Source organism: Anaerohalosphaeraceae bacterium (assembly GCA_037479115.1).
In the GTDB taxonomy this organism is placed as follows: Bacteria; Planctomycetota; Phycisphaerae; order Sedimentisphaerales; family Anaerohalosphaeraceae; genus JAHDQI01.
In genome coordinates, this window is record JBBFLK010000046.1 from 1 (window position 1) to 5,537 (window position 5,537).

Below are 5,537 nucleotides of genomic sequence, written 5' to 3' on the forward strand. Positions count from 1 at the left end.
GGCCGGCCTGGCAGATTTTGGGCAATTATTACGCCTTTACGGGGCGGGAACTGGATCGGGTGGGAACTTCCCAAACGGGATTTTTGGAAATTATGTACTACCGCGCCAGGTATTATGACCCGGACACCGGCCGGTTCCTCCAGCCCGACCCGCTGGGTCTTGACCCGGCCGGCGGAAGGATTAACCCCTTCGGCCCGACAAGCCAGTACACCGACGGAATGAATGCATATGAATATGCAAAAAGCTCTCCGCTTCTCTTTTCCGATGCAGAAGGATTGGCGGCAATTCCCTATTGGCCGATTGGCCCGGGATGCGGCCCGATGTATACAATTACCTTTCCGGACCCTCCTCACTGTGAATGGCGTTTGGAAGATTTTATATGGATTTTTGAAGATGCGTGGGGCTACTATTGGGATTCGTTTCCGCTTCCCAATCCATACTATCGCCCAGGCTGCGGAGCAGCGGAAAGCACGGCATTTCCCTTTCTAAGATATTACCCAATAGATGACAAAATTTGGCAAAAATATGCAAAGCCGGAAGGATGCAAATGCGTCTTTCACGGTTTGGAAACATACTGGCTGTGGTGTTGCAATAGCAAAACCGATCGGATTAAGAAAAGAAAGAGCTGGTTTCCCACCCTCGTTCGGGGTGAACTCATTGAGGGAAAAGATTATCGCGGCAATCGTAAATACTCTTGCAAGTGTGACAAAGACCCTGATGGAAAACCTATAAACCATTACACAATTGGGCCATATAAACCATTAGACCTCTGATACATTACTCGGACAGAAAAAAATCATTCGAAAAAAAGAATGCCTGCCGAATAATGAATATACTCGACTTCCCATAATAAGGAGAGCGCATGCCAAAGCAGATAACGGACAGATTTTTGTGTATTGTGTTACTCTTATTTACCTGGGGATGCAAGAATGACCACGACAGCGTCATCAATGCTCTCCGGAGCGGAGATTGGAAAACTGCCGAGATTCTTGTGAAAAAAAGCCCGAATTTGCTCAACACCTGCGGGAAGGATGGCCTGTCGCTTCTGCACAAGGCCGTTGAGAACAATAGGGCCGACTGGGTTGAGTTTTTCATTCAACATGGCGCTGATGTCAATATTCGGACACAAACAACGAGCCGAGAAACTCCTCTTCATTTTGCTGCTTCGCTGGGATATTATGAACCAGCTCGGTTGCTGATAAATCATGGGGCAGACGTCAACTGCCGCGATGATTCTCTCCGCACTCCGTTACATCTTGCCTGTCAGTTCTCCCGCAAGAGAATCGTAGAGCTTTTAGTGGACAATGGAGCTGATGTTAACGCATTAGCTCGCGATGGCTTTACTCCTCTTTTTATCGTTTGTACCGAGTCTAGGGAATCTCCATCCGATTTCTCTATTATTCGCAAGCTTTTGGAGCATGGAGCGGATACTAATTACCGGCTGAAAGGGCATAGCCTTCTTTGGGTAACACTCGGCAGCCGCTGCTATAGAAAAGCAGAACTTCTGGCCGACTGCGGGGCTGTACTGGAACTGCCCGGCGAGCATGAAATTTGCCGGTTGGAAGGAGAACAGCTCAAAGACTATATAAAATGGTGTGAACAGGCAGCGAAGGAATTTCCGGAGCAGCTGCCGGAACGATACAGAAAATAAACCGGCTTGGGAAGAAATGTATTATGACCCGGACACCGGCCGGTTCCTCCTGCCCGACCCGCTGGGCCTTGACCCAGCCCAATCGTCATTTGCCCACCGAAAACAGATACAATACAGCGACGGATTGAACTTATATCAATATGCAGACAGCAGACCTCTTTACAAAACAGACCCATTAGGACTTTCCTGCAGGTTTACAGGAAGATATCAAGTTGAGCAGAAACCCTATAACTCATATGTTCTTGGCCCGATTGGTTTTAATCCTTCACCTTGGGACATTTTGAAATGTCTGCTGAATTTTAAAAGGGTGCATAAAGTAAATCTAACCTGCAACTGTGAAAAAATATGCTGTAAACCAAGAATAGTAAGGACGACTCTTGTTATCTACGAAGGAGAGGAAATACCCGGTGTCGGAAAAATCGTCATTGAGATTCCTGTTTTCGGCATAGAATTTGTATCAGTCTTTTCATGGGAGGCTCAATATACCAAAACCTTCTTTGCCGGTCAGGAAAGTTTTCAAACAAACGAGGAGGCATTCAGAGACCAATATAAAATCATATTGTCAAAGTTTTGCCAAAAAGGAGCCGGATTAGATGATGTCGAATTCGGCTGTGGCAACACTGTTGGTGAAATGGGCAAAGAGTGGCTATGCCAGGACATTGATAAAACGGTCGATAGATTCATTGACAGTATCAAAATGCCTTCTTATAACTTTCAGGAGAGATACAATCAGTTCATTAGCGGTTGTTCCAGCCATTGCATGAGAAAGGCGGTTCGGTGAACCTTGACAACACAAAGAGATTGTTTTTGAGAAGCACGGGGCTGGTCTTCCTTCTTTTTACGGGAATTCGTTTCGTTTACACCGGCATCGTGCTTGTCAGTTCTTTGTTCTTCGGATGTCAATACGGCATCTTTGAGAAAAGTACTTTTGCTCTCTCCGCCGCCGTGGAGATGCTCTTTTTAGCAGGCATTTATTATTGTCTCCTGAAACCTGCAAAGTTCCTGCTCTCCCTGTGCCGTATCCCGCCGCTCGTTGAGAGCCCTGATGATATAAATGGAATAATTGCCGCTCTTTTGGTCAAATGTTTGGGAATCTGGTTCTTCGTTTTAGGCCTCCGAGAACTGGTTCTTTCCCTTTCCTTTTCCTTGGTCAAAATCGACCCGGAAGCATCGTTCGGAAATCCCCGTCTGCCGGAGATCCTTCAACATCTGTATTTTTCCCAAACTGTGTGGGCAATCGGCAAAGGATTTCTCTTTTTGCTGGTTGGGTTCTTTTTCTATTTCACAAAAAGTATCCCGAATATTCTGATGGGGAAATCACCCCAACAGCCCTGTTTCAGGACAGATGAGAAAACCCCGGGAATCCATCGGCACACGGGAACGTGGCTTGGACTGACCATCCTGCTTCTTCTGTCTATATACACTGTACAGAAAATCAAATACAGCTGCGAGATTCCGATTTACCAGATTTATTCCTGTCTGAAACTGTTTATTCAGGAGCATCATCGTATGCCCCTCAGCCGGCAGGAGCTCCTGGAAAAGGGGTACTTGAAAGCAGAGACTGAAACTCACAAAGAGATTTATGAGGTCCGCTGCGATATCTTAGAAGTTATCAGCCGAATCCCGGCGGAAGACAAGGAAGGCAAAATGGAGGGAACTTTGTCAAGAGCCCCTTTCGATAAGTTCTTTATCCGCTATGGAATTGATAAAAATGACCTTACAGAAAAAAACGGAGTCCTGCATGACAAGAAGACGGGAAAAACCGTTCTGCTCTTTACAGGGCCCTGGTCATCTTTTTTATCCAGAACGTATCAGAAGTTGTCAACGGCTCTTTATAAAGAATTGATGAAAGACGAGGAAACGAGAACTGGCGCAGAAAAGAAAGATGCTTCACCAGATTGAGCTGCTTCACGGGGTGAAAATTGTCCAAAAAGGCAGCAAAGAGATGTTCTCCATGCAATCATTACAATAACATGGAAATACACCTTTAGTGCCGGTATAGGCATTGGACCTATAGGATGGGGCATAGATATAGCAGAAAAAGAAATGAAGACACACACCGTAAGAAAAGATATAGTTTGCTGCAGGTAAATCATGAGGCATTTTTATACAGCACTCCTTGCTCTTGTAACGGTTCTAATTCTATTCTCTTTAGGGGCCTTTCTGATTCACCTTCAAATGTTTCTGTCCGCTCCGACATCGGCCCCGAAAACAGATATCCCTGTTGTTGTTGGGTTTGACTGGACAGAAAGACATTCTCACAGAGGCTATGCCCCCTTCTTTATGTGTCAGGGACGCTTATTCTCTTCCGACTATAATCCAAAGCAGCTCGGTCTTTCTAATGCAGCATTGTTGAGCGAAGAAAAAGATATTAATGGGATGAAATATCCGGGATTTTCCATCGTCGGCCGTTCCGTTGAGGATAAGGCCGAAAGAACCGTTTTTTCTTTTCATTTCCGAACCGTTCAGGATGATCGTCAAAAAGATTGCGTCGATATGTACATTAACGCCGATGTAGAGTTTGCAATCGTCATTGATAATTTTGAAAACGGCATCCTCTGCGATGCCAATAGAGCCGCAACCTATGAAAAACCGTATCGTTTCCTGGCCGGCCGCTATCACTTGCAGGCACTGGAAAAACGAGAATAAGATACAACCTGGCTAAACAGCGGAAACCCATAGGAAATGTACTGTCACGCCCGGTATTATGACCCGGACAGCGGCCGGTTCCTCCTGCCCGACCCGCTGGGCCTTGACCCGGCCGGAGGATCTGTAAATCCATATAATGTTCAGACCCAATACACAGATGGGATGAATTTGTATGAATATGTTCGAAACAATCCACAAATACATTTGAACCCGCATGGAAAGTCTATTAGAAGTATTGTTAATGGCATAGCAAAGCTTTTGGGATGTGGCATTTATATTTATTGCCGAGACAATGAAAATATGCCTTCGCCTCTCAATAATATTGATCATTGTCATCCTGTGTTAAGTTCGAAAGATGAAAGTGACATGACTAAACCCGACGCGAAAACATATCCAGTAACGGTAGTTCAATCGGGTCTTATAAAATTTGGGCCCGCTGCGGGAAAACCATGTAAATGTGCTACATGTGGTGATATAAGAGCATGTGTTGCTAAAGGTCACAGCATGGGATATCATGGCATATGGCCATATATAAGAGGCAGAAACTGTCAGGGTGCTACCGCTAAAGCCTTGATGGGATGTTGCTTGAGGCCAACTTGGCGTCCTACCGCCCCCATCGGAGAGTTGTGCCGAGATTACGAACCAATCCCGATAAAGTGAGGATGTAATGAAGCGTAGAAAAAAGACGTTTTTGCTTTTACTAATTTTGGGGCTTCTGATGGGTGGTATTCTTTTGTCCATAAAAGCTCATGCTGTTTGGAACGACACATGGTGCAAAACTAAACTTAAAGTGATATATTTCTCAATGGTTTTTTATTTTAGAGAACATAAAAAATTGCCGGATTATCAAGTTTGGTATGACTTGCTCATACAAGAGGCTGATGTGTCAAAGGACTGCTTCATTTGTCCTACAAAAAAACAAAAAGGGAACGTCGGTACTTATGTAATCAATAAAGATTTTGATATATTATGGAATATGCCTCCCGATTGTGTGTTTGTTTTTGAAGGCGTATCAGGATGGAATCAATCTGGGGGGAAAAACGAGATTCGGCCCTTGCATCACGGTGGATGCCATGTTTTATTTTCAAACGGTGATATTAAATTCATAAAAGAAAAAGATTTTCCTAACTTGATTTGGAAAAAGGAAGAAATAAAAGATTCAGGCATTTCTTCTGATTGATGAGGGAAGCCATGGTAGATCGTACCCCCGCAATGCATATTCTTCTTTGGTCATATA

Annotated in this window: 6 protein-coding genes; all 6 read left to right on the top strand. The window is 44.6% G+C overall.

Features of this window, described 5'->3' with window-relative positions; genetic code table 11:
* Positions 1 to 17 precede the first annotated feature (17 nt).
* Entirely contained in the window at positions 18 to 773 is a 756-nt protein-coding gene (locus tag WHS88_12550) for an RHS repeat-associated core domain-containing protein (GenBank protein MEJ5261009.1), read from the top strand.
* Between the two features lie 89 nt (positions 774 to 862).
* Positions 863 to 1,651, top strand: coding sequence for an ankyrin repeat domain-containing protein (locus WHS88_12555; protein MEJ5261010.1), 789 nt, complete (start codon positions 863 to 865; stop codon positions 1,649 to 1,651).
* Positions 1,652 to 1,667: 16 nt separating this feature from the next.
* Positions 1,668 to 2,432 (top strand): hypothetical protein, encoded by a 765-nt coding sequence (locus tag WHS88_12560; protein MEJ5261011.1) that lies wholly within the window; start codon positions 1,668 to 1,670, stop codon positions 2,430 to 2,432.
* A 728-nt stretch (positions 2,433 to 3,160) separates the two neighbouring features.
* On the top strand, positions 3,161 to 3,553 hold the full coding sequence (locus WHS88_12565) for a hypothetical protein (GenBank protein ID MEJ5261012.1): 393 nt from the start codon (positions 3,161 to 3,163) through the stop codon (positions 3,551 to 3,553).
* Between the two features lie 192 nt (positions 3,554 to 3,745).
* Complete coding sequence (locus WHS88_12570) at positions 3,746 to 4,300, top strand: hypothetical protein (GenBank protein MEJ5261013.1); 555 nt, start codon at positions 3,746 to 3,748, stop codon at positions 4,298 to 4,300.
* Positions 4,301 to 4,967: 667 nt separating this feature from the next.
* Entirely contained in the window at positions 4,968 to 5,480 is a 513-nt protein-coding gene (locus WHS88_12575) for a hypothetical protein (protein ID MEJ5261014.1), read from the top strand.
* The last annotated feature ends 57 nt before the right edge of the window (positions 5,481 to 5,537 follow it).

Excerpts from the sequence above, each read along its gene's own strand:
- WHS88_12555 (MEJ5261010.1), top strand. The coding sequence starts at position 863 with ATGCCAAAGCAGATAACGGACAGATTTTTGTGTATTGTGTTACTCTTA.
- WHS88_12560 (MEJ5261011.1), top strand. The coding sequence starts at position 1,668 with ATGTATTATGACCCGGACACCGGCCGGTTCCTCCTGCCCGACCCGCTG.
- WHS88_12565 (MEJ5261012.1), top strand. The coding sequence starts at position 3,161 with ATGCCCCTCAGCCGGCAGGAGCTCCTGGAAAAGGGGTACTTGAAAGCA.
- WHS88_12570 (MEJ5261013.1), top strand. The coding sequence starts at position 3,746 with ATGAGGCATTTTTATACAGCACTCCTTGCTCTTGTAACGGTTCTAATT.
- WHS88_12575 (MEJ5261014.1), top strand. The coding sequence starts at position 4,968 with ATGAAGCGTAGAAAAAAGACGTTTTTGCTTTTACTAATTTTGGGGCTT.